The sequence below is a fragment of the Streptomyces sp. NPDC007971 genome, assembly GCF_042958635.1.
Taxonomy (GTDB): domain Bacteria; phylum Actinomycetota; class Actinomycetes; order Streptomycetales; family Streptomycetaceae; genus Streptomyces.
In genome coordinates this window covers 90,669-112,227 of sequence record NZ_JBIBJK010000007.1, presented here as the reverse complement: position 1 = coordinate 112,227, position 21,559 = coordinate 90,669, and the positions used below count along the sequence as shown (strand labels likewise).

Below are 21,559 nucleotides of genomic sequence, written 5' to 3'. Positions count from 1 at the left end.
TCGGGGTCGTAGATGGTCGAGTCGCCGAGCTGGATGGAGCAGTCACCGCCGAGGACGACGGGGAAGTCACCGGCGCGGACGTGGTGCTCGATGCGGTCGGCGAGCTTGACGGTGTAGGCGGCGAGAGCGGCGGCGTTGAAGACGTCGTCGCCCTCCTGCCAGTCGCCACGGTCGTAGCGCGGGGGTACGACGACTCCGCCCTCTCGTGCCTGCAACCGTTCCAGGAGGCGCTGTTCCCGCAGGGCGCCGGCCAGTTTGCAGCAGCCGGGTACGGTGCCCGGGGCCGGCGGGCGCAGGCCCAGGTGGGAGGGTGCATCGAGTACGACGAGCGTCCCCATCCCGTCCATCCTCATCGAAGAAACGATCAGCCGGAAGGGCCGGGAACGATCAGCCGCCGGAGCGCATCTCCACGGTCAGCGCCCAGCGTTCGTGGTCCCGCCAGGCCCCGTCGATGAAGATCATGGCGGGTGAGAAGCCCTCCAGGCGGAAGCCGGCGCCCCGTGCCATCGCGACGGAAGGGACGTTGTCGGGCTGTGCGTTGATCTCCAGCCGGTGCAGCCCCAGCGGCCCGAACGCGTAGTCGACCACCAGCTCCAGACCCTCGCGCATCAGGCCCCGGCCGGCCGCGTGCACGAAGGCGCCGTACCCGAGCGCACCGCACTGGAAGCCGCCCCGGACGATGTTGTTGATGTTGATGAACCCGGCGATCTTCCCGGTGTCCTTCGCACACACGAGGAACCCGGCCTTCGCCGGATCCTCGATCAGCGGACCGGCGTAGGCGGCGTAGCCCTCGTCGGTGTCGGGCGGGAACAGCCATGGCCGGTGCAGGTCCTTGCTCTCCCTGGCTCTGGCCGTGAACTCGGGACCGTCCTCCAGGGTGAAGGGGCGGATCCCCACCCGGGGCCCTTCGGCGAGGTAACGGGATGCGTTGGTCGGCATCCGGCCAGCCTACGCGTCACCGGTCCCGGCACGGCCCGCACGGCGGGCGGCGCCCTCCGGGTGGCTCAGCCGCCGAGCACCGGCAGTTCCAGCACCCCCGTGTCCCGGGGCGCGCTGACCACCGTGACCGGTTTGATGCCCCGGTTGCCGTAGTAGGCGTCGTCGCTCGCCGCGATCACCAACCGCAGCCGGTGCCCCTCGGCGAAGCGGTGCACGATGCCCGGCAGGGTCACCGTGAAGCTGCGGGTCACATCGGGCACGCGGACCGGCGCGACCAGCCGGTGCACCAGCGTCGCGGTGCCGTCGGGCGCGACGTCGTACAGCTTGGCGAACAGGACGAGCCTGTCGGCCCCGTCGCCGGAGTTCTGCGTCCGCTCGGCCTCCGGCGAGAGGACCCTGAGCGTGGCCCGCGGTGCGCCGACGACGTCGGTGGTGCGGGCGAGCGGTGCGCCGGTCCAGCCCAGGAAGGTGCCGGCGGTGTCGTGCGGCGGCGGGTCCGGCAGGCCGAGGATCCCGGTGAGGGAGCTCTCCGAATGGCTCGTGGGATACAGCCGGTTGGTGTAGGTGCGGCTGCCCCGGGCGACCTCCTTGCGGTTGTCGACGAGCTTGCCGTCGCCGGAGAGGTAGAGCTTCTCGGTGAGGGCGGGAAGCCGGTCGGCGGTGGCGTAGGTGCGGTCGGGGTCGGTGATCCAGTCACGGTAGTAGGCGAGGGCCGGTCCGATGTCCGCACCCTTGCGCCCCCGCAGGTAGCGGTCGAACCAGGCGAGGATCCGCCTGCCGACGTAGCTGGTCCCCAGGTTCTCGTGGGAGAGGTCGAGTTCACCGGCGGCCGGATCGCTCATGCCGCCGCTGTGGCCCCAGGACTGCCAGATCATCCGGGCGGTGGTGCCCCGGGCCCTGAGCGTGCGGTACGTCGCCGTCGCCTCGTTGAGGTTGAACAGCGTGTCGGCCTGCCCCTGGACCAGGAGGACCGGCGCCTCGATGCGGCTCAGGTAGGAGACCGGGGAGACACTGCGGGCGTAGGCGAGCAGCCGGGCGGTGGCGCCGGCCGGGTAGCTGCCGGAGTTGAGGGTGCGGACCATGGCGCAGGCCCGGCTGACGAAGTGGAGACAGGTGAGGGAGTTGATCCGGGACGGGTCGAGGTTCGGCACGGTCAGCGGCTGGCTCTCGCCGATGAGGTAGAAGCCGTTGGTCCACTGCCACTTGAAGGCGCCCGGCACCGTGGTGGAGGCGCTGTCCGGGTCCAGCGAGTAGGCCAGGTCGTTCCAGGTGATCAGGGGCACGAGCGCGTCGACGCGGTGGTCGACGGCGGCCGTCGCCAACTGGATCGCACCTCCGTAGGAACCGCCGATCATGCCGACGCGCGGATCACCGGCCGAGTCGAGGGTGACGAAGTCGGCCCGGGTCCCGTCGTCGGCCGCCCGCTTCCGGCCCAGGAAGTCGACCAGTGCGGAGGCGGCCGCACCGTCGATGCGCGGGTCGTCGAGCGAGATGAGGCAGCCGGAGTTGCCGAAGCCGAGTCCCGAGTAGACGAGGGAGACGTAACCGCGCTCGGCCAGGGCCTTGCCGACGGCGCGGCTCCCGCCGTCGGACTTGCTCCCGCCGAAGCCGTTCGTCGCGAGCACGGCCGGTGCCTGGTGGGAGCCGTCCACGCCCGCGGGGCGGTAGAGGTCGGCGTCCACCGCGCAGGTGCGGCCGCCCGCCCGGACGGTGAACTTCAGGGCGCTGACGGTGTACTGACCGGTCGCGCCCACCGGAGCGGTGAGCGCGAGGGGTGCGGCGAGCGCGGCACCCAGGGCGAGGGCGAGCGGGGCCCGGAATCGGGGCGCGCGTCGGAACACGGAGACCTCCACACTGAGGCAACGCCATACCCGCCGGTAGGTAGCGGCCGGTCATCATGGTGTGACACGTGTCAGATCATGGTCAATCGCCGTACAGGGGGATTCTTGACAGGGATTCAGCAGCACGGCTCAGCGCAGGGCCGGTTCGTCGAGGGTCAACGTGCCCGCATCCGCGTCGAGTTCGGCCACCACACCGAAGGGCACGGTCAGCGCTCCCTCACCATGGCCGAATCCGAACTCCTCGACGACGGGGACACCGAGCGCCCCGAGACGGTCGGCGAGCAGGAGACGCACCCGGTCGTAGGAATCACACTTCTCCCAGGAGCCGAGCAGCACCCCGCGCACGCCCTCCAGCCAGCCCGCACGCAGGAGCTGGGTGAGGTAGCGGTCCAGCCGGTACGTCTCCTCGCCCACGTCCTCCAGGCACAGCAGTCCGCCGCGCGCCGAGGGCCGGGCGTGCGGGGTGCCGCGTTCCGCGGCGAGCAGGCACAGACAGCCGCCCAGGGTGACGCCGCGGGCCCGCCCGGGGACGAGCGCCCTGCCGCCGGAGGTGAGGGTGCGCACGGTCTCCGGGGCGAGGAGTGTGGCCCGCAGGTGCTCCTGCGCCCGTTCGTTCTTGATGAAGTCGACACCGGCCGCCACCGGCCCGTGCAGGGTGGCCAGTCCCAGGCGGGTGGCGAAGGCCTCGTGCAGGACGGTGATGTCGCTGAAGCCGACGAAGACCTTCGGCCCGGCCGCGCGCATCGCCTCCCAGTCGAGCAGGTCGGTCATCCGCTGCGCGCCGTAGCCGCCGCGGGCGCACAGCACCGCGTCCACCGCCGGGTCGCACCAGGCGCTCTGGAGGTCGGCGGCCCGGTCGGCGTCCGCCCCCGCCAGGTAGCCGAACTCCGCGTGCCGGTCCAGTACGTGCGGTGCGACCACGGGGTCGAGGTCCCAGCCGCGCAGCACGTCGAGCCCGGCCTGCAGCCGTTCCTCGGGCACCGGCCCGCTGGGCGCGACGACGGCCACCCGGGCGCCGGGGGCCAGCCGGGTGGGCCGCACGAGTTCCTTCACGTGTCCAGCTCCAGTTCCGGGACGGCGGGCGCCGGGTCGATCCCGAACACCTGGGCGTACAGGGACAGTTCCGCCTCCAGGGCGCGGACCAGTGTCTCGGCCCGCCTGAACCCGTGCCCCTCGCCCTCGAAGGCGAGGTAGGCGTGCGGCACGCCCCGCTCCCGGGCGCCGGTGAGGAAGCGTGCGCACTGGGAGGGCGGGCAGATCACATCGTCCAGGCCCTGGAGCAGCAGGAAGGGCGCGTCGAGCCGGTCCGCGTGCGCGCTGGGCGAGCGCTCGGCGTACCGGGCCGGCACCTCGGCGAGCGGGCCGATCAGCGACTCCAGGTAGCGCGATTCGAAGTCGTGGGTCTCCCCCGGCCCCCAGGTGGCGAGGTCCAGGACGGGATAGCTGATGGTGCCGCAGGCGTAGACGTCGGTGGTGGTCAGCGACGCGGCGGTGGTCCAGCCGCCCGCGCTGCCGCCGCGGATCGCGAGCCGGCCGCGGTCGGCGGTGCCCTCCTCGGCGAGGGCGAGCGCGACGGCCGCGCAGTCCTCGACGTCGACCACGCCCCACTGCTCGCGCAGCCGCTCGCGGTAGGCGCGGCCGTACCCGGTGGAGCCACCGTAGTTCACCTCGGCGACGCCGATGCCGCGCGAGGTGAAGTAGGCGATCGTCAGGTCCAGCACGAGCGGCACCCGGCTGGTGGGGCCGCCGTGCGCCCAGATGACGTAGGGCGGCAGTTCGCCGTCGCAGGCGGCACGGCCGGGGTGGTGCGGCGGGTAGACGTGGGCGTGGACCTCGCGTCCGGCGGGGCCGGTGAAGGTGCGGATCTGCGGCTCGGGGTAGTACGCCGGGTCGACGGGATCCCGGTGACGGGCGCCGATCGCCCGGGCGCGCCCGCTCCGGGTGTCCAGCTCGACCACCTCGTACGCGGTCCGGGGGCCGGCGCCGACCGCGACGACCCGTGAACCGTGTGCGGCGAGGGCGGGCGCGAACTCGGTCCACGGCCCGGCGGCGTCGACGACCTCGCCGGACTCCGGATCCAGTATCCCGAGGACGGCCGACCCGCGGCCGTGCACGACCGCGATCAGCCCGCTCGCCAGCGGTGCGAACCAGCGCAGGCCCAGCTTCCACAGCGGCCCGGCGAACTCCTCCTCGCGCGGGCACAGCGGGGTGCCGTCCCGGTACAGGTTCCACCAGCCGCTGCGGTCGCTCGCGTACAGCAGACGGCCGTCCGCGGACCACTCCGCCTGCGCGACGGCCTCCCGCGGGCCGCCCGCGGCCGTCGTGACCAGGTGCAGGAGACCGTCGTCACCGATGTCGCCGACCAGCAGTTCCGTGCCGTCCCACGGCATCCGCGGATGGTCCCAGGCGAGCCAGGCGGCCCGGCGGCCGTCGGGCGAGATGCGGGGCCCGGTGACGAACCGGTGCCGGTCGTCGGTGAGTTCGCGTACGGCGGCCCGGTCGCCGGCGGCCGAGCCGTCCAGCGGTACGGCCGCCAGGACGCGCCGGACGTCGCCGGGACCCTCCCCGGTGAACTCCTCCAGGACGCACCACACTTCACCGCGGGCGAGGTCCACCTGCGGGTCCGCCCAGCGCAGCCCGCCGCCCACCGGCGACAGGGGGGTCAGCGGACACGGCTCGCCGCCGGGCTCGTACCGGTACAGCCGCTGGTCGGCGAAGTGCACGAACACGACCAGCGGACGGCCGTCCGCCTCCGCCCCGCACCAGGGCCGGCCGCCGTACTCGACGACCCTGCTGCGCACGTTCCACGGTGCGGGCAGCACCGTCTCCTCGCCGCCGTCCGCCGCGCGCCGCACCAGCGCCCGGCGCCCGCCCTCCGCGGGCCGGGGCTCGGTCCACCAGACCTCGTCCCCCACGAACCCCACCCACTCCGGCATCCCGTCGTGCGCGGCGGCCAGCGCCGCGTCGATGGGCGAGGGCCAGGAGCCGTACGCCGACCTCAGCATCGCTTCCCCTTCTCCTAGGCCGTCCGCAGGAAGCGGTCGAGGACCCGGACACCGAAGTGCAGCGCCTCGACGGGCACGCGCTCGTCGACGCCGTGGAACAGCGCCTGGTAATCGAAGCCCTCGGGGAGCTTCAGCGGCGCGAAGCCGTAGCCGGTGATGCCGAGCCGCGAGAACTGCTTGGCGTCGGTGCCGCCGGACATGCAGTACGGCACGACGTGCCCCTCCGGCGCGAACTCCTCGACGGCGGCCCGCATCGCGGCGAAGGCCGGTGACTGGACGGGCGCCTCCAGAGCGACCTCGCGGTGGTGGAACTCCCAGTCCACGTCCGGCCCGGTGAGCCGGTCGAGGGTGGCGCGGAACTCCTCCTCGCCGCCCGCGAGATAGCGCCCGTCCACGAACGCGACGGCCTCGCCCGGAATGACGTTGACCTTGTAACCGGCTTCCAGCATGGTCGGGTTGGCGCTGTTGCGCAGGGTCGACTCGACCAGTTGGGCGGCCGGTCCGAGCTTCTCCAGCAGGCGCTCCGGATCCCTGAAGTCGGCTTCGACGCCGTAGACGGCGGCGAGCGCGCCGAGGGCGGCCCGTACGGTCGGGGTGAGCCTGAGGGGCCACTCGTAGGCGCCGATGCGCGCGACGGCGGCGGCGAGCCGGGTCACCGCGTTGTCCTTGTGGACCTTGGAGCCGTGCCCGGCCCGGCCGCGTGCGGTGAGCTTCAGCCAGCCGGTGCCGCGCTCTCCCGCGGCGATGGGGTAGATCTGCCGTCCGGCGCCGTCGTGGAAGGTGAAGGCACCGCATTCGCTGATGCCCTCCGTGCAGCCCTCGAACAGCTCCGGATGCCGGTCGGCGAGGAACCCGGAGCCGTCCTCGGCGCTGGCCTCCTCGTCGGCGGTGAACGCGATGACGAGGTCACGGCGGGGCCGGACGCCCCGCCGGGCCCAGTCCCGCACGACCGCCAGGATCATCGCGTCCATGTTCTTCATGTCGACGGCGCCCCGCCCCCACACCACGCCGTCGCGGATCTCGCCCGAGAACGGGTGCACGCTCCAGTCGGCGGCCTCGGCCGGCACCACGTCGAGGTGGCCGTGCACGAGCAGCGCGGCGGCGGAGGGGTCGGTGCCCTCGATGCGGGCGACGACGTTGGTCCGCCCGGGCGTCCGCTCCAGCAGCACCGGCTCCAGCCCCGCCCCCGCGAGCCGTTCGGCCGCGTACTCGGCGGCGGGCCGTTCCCGGCAGTCGCCGCCGCCCCGGTTGGTGGTGTCGATCCGGATCAGATCGGAGGTGAACCCGACCACCTCGTCCAGTGCCGGTTCGTCAGCCATACTGCTCCTCCACCGCGGCCGAGACGATCGTGGTGACCGCCTTGAAGGTCCGGATCCCGTCGTACATGGTGTCGCTGGTGTAGGCCACCTTCCGCTCGCCGATGCGGGAGACTCCGGGCACGACGGTCGCGGCCATCGCCAGGTGCTCGGCGTCGACCTCGACGGCGACGGTGAACGGGCCGCCGTGCACGGGCTCGTGCCGGACCGCCAGCTGCGCGGCCTCCTTGGCCGCGGCGCGGATGCCGGCGGCGGTGCGGGCGGGGGTGCGGCACACGGCGGCGTAGCGCGACACATGGTCCTTGACCGCGACCTTCAACGCCCCGGGCGCGTACCCGAGGGCGTCCTCGCAGGCCACGTCGTCGCCGGTGACGAGCACGACGGGAACGCCGTACTCGGCCACGACGTGGGCGTTGAGCAGGCCCTCGCTCGCGCGGACGTCGTTCACCCACACCCCGGTGATCTGGTTCGCGAGGTAGGTGTGCGCGAGGACGCCCTCCATGCCGGCGCCGGCGTGGTAGCCGACGAACGCGATGCCGTCCACGTCGCCGTGCTGGACGCCCTCCACCATGGACAGCGCCTTGTGCCGGCCGGTGAGCATCTCGGCCCGCTCGTCGAGCCGCTCCAGGAGCAGGTTGCGCATGGTCCAGTGGGCCTCGTTGACGAGCACCTCATCGGCGCCGCCGTCGAAGAAGCCCTCGACCGCGGCGTTGACGTCCGAGGTGAACATCGACCGGCAGCGCTCCCACTGCGGCGTCCCCGGCAGCACGTCGGCCGGCCAGGTGACGCCGGTGGCGCCCTCCATGTCCGCACTGATGAGGATCTTCATGCTGCGTCACGTTACGCGTCCGGGCCCGGACAGGCCACGACCGGACGCCGCCCGCTTCGCCGTCCGTCCGCCGGCCCGCCCGCGGAGCGCGATCGGGCCGGCGGACGGACCAGGAGTGCGGCGGTCGGCCGGCGGACCGGCTCACTTCCCGGCGAGGACGAACCAGCGCGCCGGCAGGTCGATGCGGGTTCCGTCCGCGAAGTACTCGGTCTGCGGCAGGGTGGTGTCGCCGTCGGCGAGCACCTTCAGGCCGGCCTCGCCGAGCAGGCGCGGGATCTCCTCGTCGTCGGCGTCGGCGGGCTTGAGGTTGTGGTGGAAGACCCGGCGCAGCTTGGGCGGGGGGCCGGCCGGGTCGCCCGCCGCGCGTTTGAGGACGTCGCGCGAGCCGGAGGTGAGTTCGACCACGAACGCGCGTCCCTCGGTGCCGATGATGCCGGCGACGGCGCAGGCCACCGCGGCGCGGGCGTCCGGTTCGCTCTGGTGGATCACGGCCCGCATGTACACGTGGCTGTCGCCGAACCGCTCGTGCAGGGCCCGTACGGCCTCGGTGTCGGTGAGGTCGAGCTGCTGGAACTCGACGTCTCCGCCGCTGCCTGCCCGGCGGGCGTGCTCGACCGCGGCGTGGGAGAGGTCGACGCCGACGGCGCGCTCGAACCGGGTGGCGAGGTAGCGGGTCTGTGTGCCGTTGCCGCAGCCGAGGTCGACGATGGTGCGTGCGGTGTCCGCGTACGGCAGGAACAGCGCGCTGTGCGGCTCGGCGGTGAGGGAGGGATCGGAGTCCCAGATCGCCTCGCCCGCCCCGTCGGAGGTCTCGCGCCAGTAACTCTCCCACTTGTTGCGGTAGTTGTCCGAGACGTTCATCGCGCACTCCCCACGGTCGGTTCCGTGATCGGGATATCGCGACCGGCGCGCACGGGGCAAGGGGTCGGAGGTCACCTTCACCGGATGTACGGTCGCAGGCCACCCCTCAGGGTGGCGCGCAGTCAGATCGCGCGCCTCCGCGGGTCATCGCCCTGCGGTGAGGGCCTGCTCGAACCAGACGGTCTTGCGGTGTCCGCTGGCCGTGGCGCCCCACTCGCGGGCCAGACGGCTGACCACACGCAGGCCGCGGCCCGACTCGTCGTACGGCCCGGGACCGAGCATGGCGGGCAGATCCGGTTCGTCGTCCGTGACCTCGCACAGCAGCGCCTCGGTGCGCACCAGCCGCAGTCCGATCCGGTCCCCGCCGCCGTGCCGGACGGCGTTGGTGACGACCTCGCTGACCAGCAGCTGCGCCGTCTCCACGGCCTGCGGCAGACCCCAGTCCAGCAGCCGGTCGCGGATCAGCCGGCGGGCCCGTGCCACCTCGCGCGGGTCGGTGTCCAGCTGCCACTCGGCGACATGGTCGTCGGGGATGCCGTTGAGCCGGGCCATCAGCAGGGCGACGTCGTCCTTGCGGCCGCCCCGGGTGTTGAGGGCACGGATGATGGTGTCGCAGGCGGCGTCCATCGAGGCCGCGGGGTGGGCGGCGGACTCGCAGAGCGCGGCCAGCCCCTCTCCGATGTCACAGCCGCGGACCTCGACCAGGCCGTCGGTGCACAGCACGAGCCGGTCGCCGGGCGAGACGCGGACGACGGTGGACTCGAAGGCGACGCCGCCGACCCCTATGGGTGCGCCGGTCGGCAGGTCGAGCAGTTCGCTGCGGCCGTCCTCGGCCCGCACCAGGACGGGCGGGATGTGTCCGGCGTTGGCGAGGTGGAGTTCGCCGCGGATCGGGTCGTAGACCGCGTACAGACAGGTGGCGAGGTAGTTCTCGCCGAGCCGGCGGGCCAGGTCGTCCAGGTTGCGCAGGAGGTGGGCCGGTGGCGTCTCCATGGCGGCCATGGTCTGCACGGCCGTGCGCAACTGGCCCATCATGGCGGCCGAGTTGAGTCCGTGCCCCATGACGTCGCCGACCACGAGAGCGGTGCGCGAGCCGGGCAGCTTGATGGTGTCGAACCAGTCGCCGCCGATCCGTCCGAGCCGGGTGCCGGGCAGATAGCGGGTGGCCACGTCGCAGCCGGCCATCCGCGGGGTCACCTGCGGCAGCATGCTGTCCTGCAGGGTGTCGGCGACGTTCTCCTGGTAGGTGTACATGCGGGCGTTGTCGAGCACGAGCCCGGCACGGGCGGCGAGTTCGGCGCCGGTGGTGCGGTCCATGTCGTCGAAGGCCGGGCGGTCGGGGCGCCGCATCAGCACCACGAAGCCGAGGACGACGTTGCGCGCCTTGAGCGGGACGATCAGCAGGGAGCGCCCGTTGATCAGCGGCCTGAGGTCGCGCTTCTCGAACTCGCCGGAGATGCGGTCACCCAGTTCCTCGGTCACCCTCGGGATGAGCACCGGTTCGCCCGTGACCATGCACTTGTAGAACGGGGTGTGTTCGGGGAAGGCGAAGGACTCCCCGACCGGCACGGTGTCGTCCCAGCGGCCCGGTTCGTCGTTGTGCTCGACCCACACCCGGAACATCACGGTGCTGACGTCCGGCGGGCCGTCCGGGAAGCCCTCGCCGGCCAGGACGGCGGCGCGCAGGTGGGTACCGGCGAAGTCCGCGAAGCGGGGCACGGCGGCGCTGGTGACCTCGCGGATGGTCTCGCCGAGGTCGAGCGAGGAGCCGATGCCGGAGCTGACCTCGTTGAGGAACTCCAGGCGCTCGCGCACGGCGGCGTACTCGAGGTCCAGCTCGGCGCCGACGGGGATCACGGCCGCCGCCGTGCGCTGCTGCGGGACGACGGCTTCGGTGCGCATGCGCCCCGGGCGCCGCGGCACGCCCCAGTACGGGGTGACGGGCACGCGGTCGTACTGGCTGAACTCCAGTACGGGGTAGCCGAGTTCGAGGACCTGGGAGACGATGCGGCCGCTGAGCCCCGGGCCCATGTTGGGCAGGATCTCGGGGAGCCGGCGGGCGAGGTCCTCGGGAGCGGGCAGTTCGGTGTGGCGGGCGAAGCCGGGCGAGATGCGTTCGGCGGTCTCGTCGTCGTAGCCGCGCTCGTCGCGCAGCCGGGTGGCGTCGGCGGCGAGCACCAGCAGCCGGGAGGGACCCGGGCCGATGAGCGGGTAGGCCCACCACAGCACGTCGATCCGCGCCTCGTCCTCGTGCGGGACGTCCGCGTACGCAAGGTCCGCGCGCGCAGGGTCTTCGTCCGGAAGGTCCGCTTGCGGAAGGTCTTCACGCGGAAGGTCGTCGTGCGCAGCGTCCTGCCGCGAAAGGCCTTTGTCCGAAGGGTTTTTGTGCGGGACGAGGCGGGCGCGGCCCGCCGTCGGGTAGCCGGTGCGTCCGCCGAGGGAGCTCTCCAGGTCGGGGCCGAGAGCGTCGTCCGCCCCGTAGGAGCCGTAGGCGTCCGCCATCGCGTCGCCGAGGTCGTCCGGGAGCGCGCCGGAGACCGGCAGCAGGTCCGCGGCCGGATGCCCGACCGCGTCCTCGCGCCCCACCCCGAACATCCGGCGTGCGCCGCTGCTCCAGTGGGACACCAGGCCGTCACGGTCGACGACCACCACGGCCAGCGGAATCCGGCCCGCCACGGCGTCACCTGCGCCGCGGCCGGGAGGTGTGTCCCGCTCGCTGCCACGGTCCATGGCCCAGGCCCTCTCTCCCCATGGCTGTTCGCAAACGATCTGTGAAGCCTGCCACTACGGTACGGCGGCGGCCGGTCGCGATGTGTGGCAATCCTGTAATTGGTTTCACCGGATCCCACCGGCGCGCAGCTCAGCGCCCTGCGGGCGCCCCCCTCAGTCCTCGTGGCCCAGTTGCAGGTCACGTTCGGTGCGGCCGCCGCTCGCGACCTGCAGAACCGTTGCGACCGGCGGGTAACCTGCGGCGATGACGGTGTACTCGCCGGAGGAGAGGTCCACGAACCGGAACGCTCCGTCCGAGCCCGTGGTGAGGGTGTCGACGACGTTGCCCGCCGCGTCGAGAAGCGTCACGCGCGCGTCCTCGACGGGACGGCCGCCGCCGGACCGGACGGTGCCCTTCAGGACGGCGCCGCCCGCGAGTTCGATGTCCTGCCGGGTCTCGCGGGAGGCCTGGACGGTGACCGGGAGCGCGGCGGGGCGGAAGGCCGGGGCGCCGGCGGCGAGGGTGTACTCGCCGGCGACGAGTTCGGTGATGACGTAGCCGCCCTCCCGGCCGCTGCGGGTGGTGGCGACGACCTCGCCGTGCACGTTGGTGAGGGTGACGATGGCGTCCCGTACGGCGCTGCCGTCGGCGGTGAGCACACTGCCCGCGAGGCGTCCGGCGCCGCCGAGGACGACGTCCAGTTCGACGGGCCGTTCGCCCACGGTCACGGTGACGGCCTGGGGCTGGTGGCCGCCCGCGGCGGCGATGAGCACGTACGCCCCGGAACCCGGCGTGGAGAGCGCGTAGCGCCCGTCCTCACCGCTCGCGCCCCGCCCGATCTGCCGGCCGGAGACGTCGATGAGGGTGAGCGCCGCGCGGGGCACCACCGTCCCGTCGTGGTGCTGCACCGTGCCGCACACCGGGATACCGGCGGCGTACGGCGAGCGGGACGAGGTGGGGCTCGCCCCGGCCGGGGGCTGGGTGCGGGCCTGTGGGATGGGCGCGTTCACGGTGGCGGGCTCTGTCTCGGTGGCGTTGTGGGACACCAGCGGTTTCTCCTTGAGGAAGAAGGCGATGAGCAGGCCGAGGGCGAGCACCGGGACGAGGTAGAGGAAGATCCGGGGCATCGCGTCGGCGTAGGCGCGGATGTAGGCGTCGCGCAGGGCCGGTGGCAGCGCGTGGACGAGCTGCGGGGTGAGGGACTGCGGGTCGGGCAACCGGGCACCCGTGCGCGCGGGAAGTTCCCTGCGCAGGGCGTCGGTGAGCCGGTCGGCGAAGAGGGTGCCGAAGACGGCGGCACCGACGCTGCCGCCGATCTGCCGGAAGTAGTTGTTCGCGCTGGTGGCGGTGCCGAGGTCGGCGGGGCGCACGGAGTTCTGCACGGCGAGCACCAGGACGGGCATCACCAGGCCGATGCCCGCGCCGAGCACGGCCATCCAGATGCTGTACTGCAGCCGGGGCGTGTCGGTCTCCAGCCGGGACAGCAGCCACATGCCGACGGCGGCGAGGGCGCCGCCGAGGACGGGGAAGACCTTGTAGCGGCCGGTGTGGCTGATGAGCTGCCCGCCGACGACCGAGGCGCCGACGATGCCGGCCATCATGGGCAGCATCAGCAGGCCGGACCCGGTGGCACTGGCCCCGTCGACCATCTGCAGGAAGGTCGGCAGATAGCTGGCGGCGCCGAACAGGGCGACGCCGATCACCAGGCCGACCAGGCCGGTGACGTTGAAGACGGAGTCCCTGAACAGCCTGAGCGGGATGAGGGGTTCGGCGGCGAAGCGCTCGGCGGCCAGGAAGAGCACGGCGGCAGCCAGCGCGCCCGCACCGAGACCGAGGATCTGCCGGGAGTCCCAGGCGTACGTCGTGCCGCCCCAGCTGGTCATCAGCACCAGGCAGCTGGAGGCGGCGGCGAGCAGCAGCGCGCCGAGGACGTCGAGGCGGCCGCGGACCTGCGGCCTCGGCAGTTTGAGGACGACGGTGACGACGGCCAGCGTGAGCAGACCGAAGGGGACGTTGACGTAGAAGCACCAGCGCCAGGAGAGGTGGTCGGTGAAGTAGCCGCCGAGCAGGGGCCCGGCGACGGAGGCGAGGCCGAAGGCGGCGCCGATCAGGCCCATGTAGCGGCCGCGCTGCCGGGGCGGCACGATGTCGCCGATGATCGCCTGCACGCCGATCATGAGCCCGCCCGCGCCCACGCCCTGGACGGCCCGGAAGGCGATCAGCTGGTCCATGCTCTGTGCCCGCCCCGCGAGCGCGGAGCCGGCCACGAAGACCGCGATCGCGAACTGGAACACGCCCTTGCGGCCGTAGAGGTCGCCGACCTTGCCGTACAGGGGCAGGCCGATGGTGGAGGTGAGCAGGTAGGCGGTGATCGCCCAGGACATCCTGTCCAGGCCGTGCAGCTCACCGACGATCTTCGGCAGGGCGGTGGCGACGATCATCTGGTCGAGCGCGGCGAGCAGCAGCGCGAGCATCAGCCCGACGAAGACCAGTCGCACCCGGCGCGCGCCGAGACCGGCGGCCGGGGCGGGTGGTGGCGCTTCGGCGGCGGTCTCCAGCGGAGCCGGTGCCACGACCGCCTCGTGCCGCACCACAGTCGTCCCGCCCACGTACCCGCTCCCCTCGTCGCGCCTGGCGCACATTTCCCGCGCCTGGCGACAACTGCGCGCGCCCGGGGCGAGTTACGGCACGGTCCCGAACGGGAGGGAGATCCACTCGAACCGGTGAGGGGTGCAACGCCCCCTCACCGGCCGGTGTTTGCCGTCACTTCTCCACGTGGGCGGCGAGGTTGGCGAGGATCGCGTCGTAGATCCGGCCGAGGCCCTTGGGCGCGAAGGTCTTCTCGAAGAAGCCGCCGATGCCGCCGGCGCCCTTCCAGGTGGTGGTGACGACGACCCGGGAGCTGCCCTCCCCGGCGGGGGTGACGCGCCAGGTGGTGACCATGGAGGAGTTGCGGTCCTTCTCGACCAGCTCGCCGTCGGTGGGCTCGCTGACCTCCAGGAGGCAGTCGCGCACGCGCTTGCTGGTGGCCTGGAGCTTCCAGTGGACGAGGGTGCCCTCGCCGTCGCCGCCCTCGCGCACCTCGTACTCGCTGAAGTGCTCGGGCAGCAGCTGCTGCCGGGTGCCGGTGTAGTCGGCGAGGGCGTCGAACACCTTCTCCGCGTCCGCCGCGACGACCCGCTCCGTACTGGCCTCGACCTGCGCCATTGCGTTCCTCCAGGACCTGGTTTCTCGGGGTTGGGGAAAGCCAACCACCCCGGGACCCGGGCGCCCAAATCGGGGTCGCACGATCATGGGAACAGATGTTCTATTCTGGATCGAGTGCTACCGAGGAGGGGTCATGCGCTGGGAGAACCTCACCGTGGATCCGGGCGGGTCCGACGGTCACAGCCGGGCCGCCGACGCCGCGCTGTTCGGCGCGGACGCCGTCACCACCCGTACCTTCGACACGCCCGAGTTCCGCGGGATCACCTTCCACGAGGTGCGCGCCCGCTCGGTCCTGAACCGGGTGCCGGGCGCCTCGCGCATGCCGTTCGAATGGACGGTGAACCCGTACCGGGGCTGCTCGCACGCATGCGTCTACTGTTTCGCCAGGAAGACACACAGCTATCTGGACCTCGACACCGGGATCGGCTTCGACACCCAGATCGTGGTGAAGGTGAACGCTCCCGAGGTGCTGCGCCGCCAGCTGGCCTCACGGCGGTGGCAGGGCGACCACGTGGCGATGGGCACCAACGTCGACTGCTACCAGCGCGCCGAGGGCCGCTACCGGCTGATGCCGGGCATCATCTCGGCCCTCACCGAGCACGCGAACCCGTTCTCGATCCTGACCAAGGGCACCCTGATCCTGCGCGACCTGGACCTGCTGATCCGGGCGGCACAGGTGACCGACGTCGGTATCTCGGTCTCCGTGGGTTTCACGGACACCGAGCTGTGGCGCACGGTGGAGCCGGGCACGCCCGCGCCGGAACGCCGCCTGGACGTCGTCCGTACTCTCGGCGAGCACGGGATCGGCTGCGGGGTGCTGATGGCGCCGGTCGTCCCGTTCCTGAGCGACCACCCGGCCCAACTGCGGGAGACCGTACGCGCGATCGCGGCGGCCGGGGCCACCTCGGTCACGCCCCTCACACTGCATCTGCGCCCGGGCGCCCGGGAGTGGTTCATGAGCTGGCTCGGCCGGCACCACCCGCATCTGGTGCCCCGCTACGAGCGGCTGTACGCGGAGGGCGCCTACGCGCCGAGGTGGTACCAGCGCCGGATCACCCGTCAGGTGCACGAACTGGCCCAGGAGTACGGCATCGGACCCACCCGCGCGGGCCTGGCCCGGCGCATCCGTCCGGCCCGGACCGCGGAGGACGCCGACCTCCCCGTCCCGTCCGAACCGACCCAACTCACCCTCATGTGAGGGCGTACGAGGGCATCTGTCGGACCAATTGGGTCAACAATTGAGATTGTATGTTCTTTCGGACCCTGTCCCCGGGACGATCCGGCGAGAGCCGTGACCCGCGCGGTTCGCGTCACCCTCCGTCCCGGGAGGACCCATGAGAACACGCGCAGCCGTGCTGTGCGCAGCCGCCGCCATGGTGGCGGGCTCGGTCTCGGCCGTGCCCGCGCAGGCGGCCCCCGCCGCTCCGGACAAGCTCGCCTGGAAGGCGTGCGGCACCCGCGAGTCCCCGACACTCCAGTGCGCGTCCCTGAAAGTGCCGCTGGACCACGCACACCCGTCCGGCACGCAGATCAGCCTCGCCCTGTCCCGCGTCCCGCACACCGCGAAGACCTCCCAGGGGCCGCTGCTGGTCAACCCCGGCGGCCCCGGCGGCAGCGGTCTGGCCCTCGCCGGATTCGTCGCCTCCGCGCTGCCCAAGGACGTGGCGGCGCAGTACGACGTCATCGGCTTCGACCCGCGCGGCGTGGGCGGGAGCACGCCGGCGCTGAACTGTTCCTCCGGCCGCTTCAAGCCGGTGCGCGCCGACACCGTGCCCGCCACCACCGCGATGGAGCAGGAGAGCCTGAAGCGCGCCCGTTCCTTCGCCTCGCTCTGCAACGCCAAGTACGCGAGCGTGCTGCCCCACCTCGGCACCGTCGACGCCGTCCGTGACATGGACTCCGTCCGCCAGGCCCTGGGCGCACCGAAGATCAGCTACTTCGGCTACTCCTACGGCACCTACCTCGGCGCGGTGTACGCCAAGCTCTTCCCCGAGCGGGTGCACCGCCTGGTGCTGGACTCGATCGTGAACCCGACGGGCATCTGGTACGAGGACAACCTCGGCCAGGACTACGCCTTCGACGCCCGCCACCGCGCCCTGATGGCCTGGATCGCCCGGTACGACGCGACGTACCGGCTCGGCACGGACCCCGCCAAGGTGGAGGCCCGGTGGTACGCGATGCGCGCGGCCCTCGCGAAGAAGCCGGCCAACGGCGAGGTGGGCGCCGCCGAGCTGGAGGACACCTTCATCCGCGGCGGCTACTACAACGGCTACTGGCCCTACCTCGCCGAGGCGTTCGCGGCCTATGTCCACGACCAGGACGCCGGGCCGCTGGAGACGGCGTACCGGAACCTCGCCGCCGTGGACGCCTCGGGCGACAACGGGTACAGCGTGTACGCGGCCGTGCAGTGTCGTGACGCCGCCTGGCCGCGCGACTGGAAGCGCTGGGAGCAGGACACCTGGGCCGTGTACGCGAAGGCGCCCTTCATGGCCTGGAACAACGCCTGGTACAACGCGCCCTGCGCGTTCTGGCCGGGCGAGACGGAGAAGCCGCCGAGCATCGCCAACGCCAAGCTGCCGCCGACGCTGCTGTTCCAGGCGACCGACGACGCGGCGACCCCGTACCCGGGCGGCGTCGCGGCGCACCGCCTGCTGACCGGCTCCAGCCTGGTGGTCGAGCAGGGCGGCGGCAACCACGGCATCACCCTGAGCGGCAACGCCTGCCTGGACGCGCACCTGGCCGCCTATCTGACCGACGGGACGGTCCCGCACGGCAGCGGCGTGGCCGACGCGGTCTGCCAGAAGTCCCCGGACCCCAAGCCGCTGTCGGCCAAGGCCGCCCCGACGTCGTCGCGCGGCTCGACCCTGCACCGCCTGCTGGGCTTCCGCCGGTAGCCAACCCCCCGGCCCGTCGGGGGCGTTGTCACACCCGTGGTCCACCATGGACGCATGAGTGAACCGGTCAGGATCCCCGCCCCCGAAGGGGTCGCCCCCGCCGCCCAGTACAGCCACGTGGTGACGGCCGCCGGCCGTCTCGTCGCCGTCTCCGGCCAGCTCGCCCTGGACGGGGACGGCAGGCTGGTCGGCGTGGGCGACCCCGCGGCCCAGGCCCGCCAGGTCTTCGAGAACCTGAGGCGCTGCCTGGCCGCCGCCGGGGCGGGTTTCCAGGACGTCGTCAAACTGACCTACTTCGTCACGGACATGGCCTGCCTGCCGGCGATCCGCGCGGCCCGGGCCGCGCACATACCCGACGACCGGCTGCCCGCGGCCTCCGCCGTGCAGGTGGCCGCGCTGGTGGCTCCGGAGTTCCTGATGGAGATCGAGGCCCTGGCGGTGGCCGGCCCGCAGGGCGACTAATTCCAGGGTGCACGCCCGCGGGGCTCTCTAGGGTGGCGCCATGGACGACCGCAGGATCCGCATCCGCCCGATGACCCTCGCCGACTGCGACCGTGTCTCGCAGATCCGCGTACGCGGCTGGCAGCACGCCTACCGCGGGCTCATGCCGCAGTCGTACCTGGACGGGCTCAGTGCGGCACAGGACGCCGAGCGGCGGCGGACCCGGTTCGCCGAGGGGAGCGGCGCCGTGGTGAACCTGGTCGCCGAGCGGGACGGCGAGGTCGTCGGCTGGGCGGCGCACGGCCCGTTCCGCGACGGTGAAGTGCGCACCGGCGACGCCGAGTTGTACGCGATCTACCTCGACCCCGCACACCTCGGCAGCGGGATCGGCCGGGCGCTGCTGGCCGAGTCGGTCGGGCAGTGCTCTTCGTATCCGCGCATGTTCCTGTGGGTCCTGAAGGAGAACGCGCGCGCCCGGCTCTTCTACGAGCGGGCCGGTTTCCGCGCGGACGGTGCACAGGAGCCGTGCGAGGCGGGCGGCACGGACGTCCCCGAAGTCCGGTACGTGAAGGAGCTGACCGGCTGAGCCGCCGGTCAGCGCGGCTGCGGGATCCGTGCCAGCGCGTGCACCGCCGCCTCGGCGAGCGCCGGGTGGGCGAGGGCCTCGCTCAGCACGCGCCGGGCCCGGGCGTCGCCTAGCACGCCCAGCCCTTCCACGCAGGCGAGGGCGACCCGCCGGTACGGGTCGTGCGGGCGCAACCGCCGCTCCAGTGTGGTGATCAGCGCGGGCACCGACTCGGGGGCCCTCAGCTCGACCAGGAGCCGTACCGGGTGCAGGGCGTAGGCGACGCGCAGTTCGTTGGTGGCGAGGGCGGCCGCCGCGCGGGCGGTGCGCGGGTCGCCGAGGCGGGCGAGGGCGTGGGCGGCGGAGGCGCAGCGCGGCGGGTCGCGGTGGTTGAGCAGCAGCACCAGGGACTCGAAGGCGCGCCGGTCGCCCGCAAGTCCCAGCCGGAACGCGGCCAGTTCCCGGGCCCACAACGGCTGTCCGGGCGCGGTGAGCACCTCCGCCAGTTCGTCGTGGTCCGCGGTCACCAGCAGCCGCTCGCACACCGCCGAGCCGTGCGACTCCTGCCGTAAGCGTTCCGTGAGCGATCGCAACTCTTCGTCCACGAAGACCAGCGTAGGGGGGTCATGGCCGCGGAGGGAGCTACATCACAAACTCCGGTGCGACTCAGGCCTGGCGCGCTCGTTACTCGCCGGTTAAGCTCATACGAGCGAGGTCACCCCCTCGCACTTCCGCCGACGCCGGTTTGGTGACGCAGCCGTCGTCGCGAGTACCCCCACCCCTCAGGGGCAGTGGGGGAGCAGGTCGGTTCGGTACATCGGTACCGCAGTACGACCCGGCTCCGGGACAGGGCCGGTCGGATTCCGCCGTTCCCGGGCGTGTGCACGCCCGTGGCACCGGCACCGGGCGTGTGCGCTTGCAGCCCGACAACACCCGCACTCATCAACGCACCGGCGTGCGCCCCTCGGCGCACCCGGCGCGCCCCTCGTCGTCACCCTCATTCCTGGAGTCCCGCGATGGCCACTCCCCTGTCCGACACCCCTCTGTCCCCGCTCAAGACGATCGCCGTCGTCGGCCTCGGCACCATGGGCACCGGCATCACCGAAGTCCTGGCGAAGGCCGGCCGCGAGGTGATCGGCATCGACGTCAGCGAGGCCCAGGCCGCGAAGTGCCTCGCCGCCCTGGAGGCCGCCACCGCCCGTGCCGTCGAGCGCGGCCGGCTCACCGAGCAGGAGCGCACCGACGCCCTCGCCCGGATCCGCACCTCCTGCGACCTCGGCGCCGCCGCCGACGCCGACCTGGTCATCGAGGTGGCCCCGGAGTCGTACGAGATCAAGCACCAGATCTTCCGTGCGCTGGACGGGATCGTCCGCCCCGAGACCATCCTCGCGACCGGCACCAACGCCCTGTCGGTCACCCGGCTCGCCGCCGACTCGGCCCGTCCGGAGCGCGTGCTCGGCCTGCACTTCTTCAACCCGGCCCCGGCGATGAAGCTGGTCGAGGTCGTCTCGTCCGTGCTGACCGCACCGCAGGCCGTCGCCGCGGTCACCGACCTCGCCATCGAGCTGGGCAAGGAGCCGGTCGCGGTCGGCGACCGCCCCGGATTCGTCGCGGACGGGCTGCTGTTCGGCTACCTCAACCAGGCCGCCGCGATGTACGAGGCCAAGTACGCCTCCCGCGAGGACATCGACGCCGCGATGCGGCTCGGCTGCGGCCTGCCCATGGGTCCGCTCGCGCTGCTCGACCTCATCGGCATCGACACCGCGCGCACGGTCCTGGAGGCCATGTACACCGAGTCCCGCGACCGGCTGCACGCGCCCGCCCCGATCCTCAAGCAGCTCAGCGAGGCGGGCCTGACCGGCCGCAAGTCGGGCCGCGGCTTCTACACGTACGAGACGCCGGGCAGCGCCACCGTCGTGGCCGACGCCCTGACCCCCGCGACCGGCGCCGCCGGGACGGCCGGCCGTCCCGTCCGCTCCGTCGGCGTGGCCGGCTCCGGCACCATGGCCTCCGGGATCGCCGAGGTCTTCGCCAAGGCCGGGTACGAGGTCGTCCTCGCCGCCCGCAGCGAGGAGAAGGCCCAGACCGCCAAGGCACGTATCGGCAAGTCGCTTTCGCGCTCTGTCGACAAGGGCCGGATGACCGCCGAGGCCGCCGCCGGGACCCTGGACCTGATCACCCCGGCGGGCTCCTACGAGGCCTTCGCCGACGTCGACCTTGCGGTCGAGGCGGTCGCCGAGGACCTGGAGATCAAGCAGCAGCTGTTCGCGACGCTGGACAAGGTGTGCAAGCCGGGCGCGGTCCTGGCCACCACGACCTCCTCGCTGCCCGTGGTCGCCTGCGCCCGCGCCACCTCGCGCCCGCAGGACGTCATCGGCATGCACTTCTTCAACCCGGCCCCGGCGATGAAGCTGGTCGAGGTCGTCCGCACGGTCCTGACCGGCGAGGACGTCCACGCCACCGTCCGCGAGGTCTGCCTGAAGATCCGCAAGCACGCCGTGGACTGCGGCGACCGGGCCGGTTTCATCGTGAACGCGCTGCTGTTCCCGTACCTCAACAACGCGGTCAAGATGGTCCAGGAGCACTACGCGTCCCTGGACGACATCGACGCGGCGATGAAGCTCGGCGGCGGCTATCCGATGGGCCCCTTCGAGCTGCTGGACGTCGTCGGCCTGGACGTCTCGCTGGCGATCGAGAAGGTGCTGCACCGCGAGTTCCGCGATCCCGGTCTCGCTCCGGCCCCGCTCCTGGAGCACCTGGTTGCCGCGGGCTGCCTCGGCCGCAAGACCGGCCGCGGCTTCCGCGAGTATGCCCGCCGCTGACGGCGTCGGCGACTGGTTCGACGGCGCCCCCGAGGGCGCGGACTGGGGCGGGCTGCTCGATCCCGCCGGGCCTCCCCCGCCCACCCGAACCGGCGGACCCCCGCCCTTCACGGGCGGGGGAAACCCCGG

At 72.7% G+C, this 21,559-nt stretch carries 16 protein-coding genes and 1 pseudogene; 5 read left to right on the top strand and 12 right to left on the bottom strand.

Features of this window, described 5'->3' with window-relative positions:
- Positions 1-23: 23 nt before the first annotated feature.
- The 11 genes and pseudogenes from ACFZCP_RS16375 to ACFZCP_RS16325 all read right to left on the bottom strand — a co-directional run.
- Positions 24-338 (bottom strand): annotated as a pseudogene (locus ACFZCP_RS16375) (arginase family protein); the annotation flags it as partial.
- A 49-nt stretch (positions 339-387) separates the two neighbouring features.
- Complete coding sequence (locus ACFZCP_RS16370; RefSeq protein WP_391427689.1) at positions 388-939, bottom strand: GNAT family N-acetyltransferase; 552 nt, start codon at positions 937-939, stop codon at positions 388-390.
- A gap of 65 nt (positions 940-1,004) precedes the next feature.
- Positions 1,005-2,780 carry a CocE/NonD family hydrolase gene (locus tag ACFZCP_RS16365; protein ID WP_391427688.1) on the bottom strand — a complete coding sequence of 592 codons (1,776 nt, stop codon included), beginning with the start codon at positions 2,778-2,780 and terminating at the stop codon, positions 1,005-1,007.
- Positions 2,781-2,909: 129 nt separating this feature from the next.
- Positions 2,910-3,833 carry an LD-carboxypeptidase gene (locus tag ACFZCP_RS16360; RefSeq protein ID WP_391427687.1) on the bottom strand — a complete coding sequence of 308 codons (924 nt, stop codon included), beginning with the start codon at positions 3,831-3,833 and terminating at the stop codon, positions 2,910-2,912.
- Complete coding sequence (locus ACFZCP_RS16355) at positions 3,830-5,785, bottom strand: prolyl oligopeptidase family serine peptidase (RefSeq protein ID WP_391427686.1); 1,956 nt, start codon at positions 5,783-5,785, stop codon at positions 3,830-3,832. The genes ACFZCP_RS16360 and ACFZCP_RS16355 overlap by 4 nt, the downstream gene beginning before the upstream one ends.
- Positions 5,786-5,799: 14 nt before the next feature.
- The gene (locus ACFZCP_RS16350) at positions 5,800-7,104 is read right to left on the bottom strand and encodes a M20/M25/M40 family metallo-hydrolase (protein WP_391427685.1); all 1,305 of its coding nucleotides are present in this window, start codon (positions 7,102-7,104) and stop codon (positions 5,800-5,802) included.
- Positions 7,097-7,930, bottom strand: a complete 834-nt coding sequence (locus tag ACFZCP_RS16345; protein WP_391427684.1) for a M55 family metallopeptidase — start codon at positions 7,928-7,930, stop codon at positions 7,097-7,099. The genes ACFZCP_RS16350 and ACFZCP_RS16345 overlap by 8 nt, the downstream gene beginning before the upstream one ends.
- A gap of 141 nt (positions 7,931-8,071) precedes the next feature.
- Entirely contained in the window at positions 8,072-8,791 is a 720-nt protein-coding gene (locus ACFZCP_RS16340; RefSeq protein ID WP_391427683.1) for a methyltransferase domain-containing protein, read from the bottom strand.
- A 144-nt stretch (positions 8,792-8,935) separates the two neighbouring features.
- Positions 8,936-11,521 carry a SpoIIE family protein phosphatase gene (locus tag ACFZCP_RS16335; protein ID WP_391427682.1) on the bottom strand — a complete coding sequence of 862 codons (2,586 nt, stop codon included), beginning with the start codon at positions 11,519-11,521 and terminating at the stop codon, positions 8,936-8,938.
- Between the two features lie 153 nt (positions 11,522-11,674).
- A complete protein-coding gene (locus ACFZCP_RS16330; protein WP_391427681.1) occupies positions 11,675-14,110 on the bottom strand; it encodes a DHA2 family efflux MFS transporter permease subunit in 2,436 nt (811 codons plus the stop codon).
- 154 nt (positions 14,111-14,264) lie between these two features.
- Complete coding sequence (locus ACFZCP_RS16325; protein WP_362682990.1) at positions 14,265-14,708, bottom strand: SRPBCC family protein; 444 nt, start codon at positions 14,706-14,708, stop codon at positions 14,265-14,267.
- A gap of 133 nt (positions 14,709-14,841) precedes the next feature.
- On the opposite strand from ACFZCP_RS16325, the gene ACFZCP_RS16320 reads away from it, so the two are divergent.
- The 4 genes from ACFZCP_RS16320 to ACFZCP_RS16305 all read left to right on the top strand — a co-directional run bounded on the left by ACFZCP_RS16320 (position 14,842) and on the right by ACFZCP_RS16305 (position 18,629).
- Positions 14,842-15,906 carry an Rv2578c family radical SAM protein gene (locus tag ACFZCP_RS16320; RefSeq protein ID WP_391427680.1) on the top strand — a complete coding sequence of 355 codons (1,065 nt, stop codon included), beginning with the start codon at positions 14,842-14,844 and terminating at the stop codon, positions 15,904-15,906.
- Between the two features lie 136 nt (positions 15,907-16,042).
- Entirely contained in the window at positions 16,043-17,602 is a 1,560-nt protein-coding gene (locus tag ACFZCP_RS16315) for an alpha/beta fold hydrolase (RefSeq protein WP_391427679.1), read from the top strand.
- A 54-nt stretch (positions 17,603-17,656) separates the two neighbouring features.
- Entirely contained in the window at positions 17,657-18,064 is a 408-nt protein-coding gene (locus ACFZCP_RS16310) for a Rid family hydrolase (RefSeq protein ID WP_391427678.1), read from the top strand.
- Between the two features lie 40 nt (positions 18,065-18,104).
- On the top strand, positions 18,105-18,629 hold the full coding sequence (locus ACFZCP_RS16305) for a GNAT family N-acetyltransferase (RefSeq protein ID WP_391427677.1): 525 nt from the start codon (positions 18,105-18,107) through the stop codon (positions 18,627-18,629).
- An 8-nt stretch (positions 18,630-18,637) separates the two neighbouring features.
- Here the strand turns inward: ACFZCP_RS16305 and ACFZCP_RS16300 are convergent, their stop codons facing one another.
- The gene (locus ACFZCP_RS16300) at positions 18,638-19,213 is read right to left on the bottom strand and encodes an adenylosuccinate lyase (RefSeq protein WP_391427676.1); all 576 of its coding nucleotides are present in this window, start codon (positions 19,211-19,213) and stop codon (positions 18,638-18,640) included.
- 411 nt (positions 19,214-19,624) lie between these two features.
- On the opposite strand from ACFZCP_RS16300, the gene ACFZCP_RS16295 reads away from it, so the two are divergent.
- Entirely contained in the window at positions 19,625-21,430 is a 1,806-nt protein-coding gene (locus ACFZCP_RS16295; RefSeq protein ID WP_391427675.1) for a 3-hydroxybutyryl-CoA dehydrogenase, read from the top strand.
- The last annotated feature ends 129 nt before the right edge of the window (positions 21,431-21,559 follow it).

Bases quoted from the DNA above. Each gene is read 5' to 3' on its own strand.
- ACFZCP_RS16370 (WP_391427689.1), bottom strand. From the start codon at position 939: ATGCCGACCAACGCATCCCGTTACCTCGCCGAAGGGCCCCGGGTGGGG.
- ACFZCP_RS16355 (WP_391427686.1), bottom strand. From the start codon at position 5,785: ATGCTGAGGTCGGCGTACGGCTCCTGGCCCTCGCCCATCGACGCGGCG.
- ACFZCP_RS16350 (WP_391427685.1), bottom strand. From the start codon at position 7,104: ATGGCTGACGAACCGGCACTGGACGAGGTGGTCGGGTTCACCTCCGAT.
- ACFZCP_RS16345 (WP_391427684.1), bottom strand. From the start codon at position 7,930: ATGAAGATCCTCATCAGTGCGGACATGGAGGGCGCCACCGGCGTCACC.
- ACFZCP_RS16340 (WP_391427683.1), bottom strand. From the start codon at position 8,791: ATGAACGTCTCGGACAACTACCGCAACAAGTGGGAGAGTTACTGGCGC.
- ACFZCP_RS16335 (WP_391427682.1), bottom strand. From the start codon at position 11,521: ATGGACCGTGGCAGCGAGCGGGACACACCTCCCGGCCGCGGCGCAGGT.
- ACFZCP_RS16325 (WP_362682990.1), bottom strand. From the start codon at position 14,708: ATGGCGCAGGTCGAGGCCAGTACGGAGCGGGTCGTCGCGGCGGACGCG.
- ACFZCP_RS16320 (WP_391427680.1), top strand. From the start codon at position 14,842: ATGCGCTGGGAGAACCTCACCGTGGATCCGGGCGGGTCCGACGGTCAC.
- ACFZCP_RS16315 (WP_391427679.1), top strand. From the start codon at position 16,043: ATGAGAACACGCGCAGCCGTGCTGTGCGCAGCCGCCGCCATGGTGGCG.
- ACFZCP_RS16310 (WP_391427678.1), top strand. From the start codon at position 17,657: ATGAGTGAACCGGTCAGGATCCCCGCCCCCGAAGGGGTCGCCCCCGCC.
- ACFZCP_RS16305 (WP_391427677.1), top strand. From the start codon at position 18,105: ATGGACGACCGCAGGATCCGCATCCGCCCGATGACCCTCGCCGACTGC.
- ACFZCP_RS16295 (WP_391427675.1), top strand. From the start codon at position 19,625: ATGGCCACTCCCCTGTCCGACACCCCTCTGTCCCCGCTCAAGACGATC.